General features: G+C 46.4%; 1 protein-coding gene. It reads right to left on the bottom strand.

What is annotated here, in order from left to right; genetic code table 11:
* Positions 1-94: 94 nt before the first annotated feature.
* On the bottom strand, positions 95-522 hold a 428-nt coding region (locus GCE9029_RS25545; protein ID WP_197475444.1), incomplete at its 5' end, for an ABC transporter permease.

The following is a 522-nucleotide window of genomic DNA, read 5'->3' as shown; positions in this document are numbered from 1 at the left end:
AATGAATAGAAGACCACACCACCAAATACCGTAAGAAGTACAACAGGGTTACGCAATACCGCTAAGAGTTCTTGCTTGAGCAGTTGAGTAAAGCTCATCGTTTTACTCCTTGTTGTGCTGATTGTTCAGATTTCTCTTGCTGTGTTGAAGGCGTCGCTTTTGCAGATAGAGCAGCTTGGGCTGTTAGATCCGTTTGTGCAGACAGATTCGATTTCGCCAAGTGTTTCTTAATCAACAACATCACCACGAAAGCAGGAACCGCGTACCACAACATAGAAGAAAGGCTGATCAAAGACTGTGCCGCGCTCGCGCCATAACTTGATTGTGCTGTTTGTACTTCGATGTAGTGACTCACGGGCAATAAGCTTCTCCAGATTTGCGCTGCAGTGTTCATGTCGGTTACTGGAAAGGTAATGCCCATGAACGCAAAGCTTGGTGCTGTGAAGGCGCCGGCGAAACTCATCGCCCTTGCAGGATCAAGCGTTAAGAAGAAAAACAAGCAACCCATGATGATACAACTGA

Source organism: Grimontia celer (assembly GCF_900055185.1).
Classification (GTDB): domain Bacteria; phylum Pseudomonadota; class Gammaproteobacteria; order Enterobacterales; family Vibrionaceae; genus Enterovibrio; species Enterovibrio celer.
The sequence above is the reverse complement of the archived record's forward strand: the minus strand, read 5'-3'. Positions and strand labels throughout refer to the sequence as shown.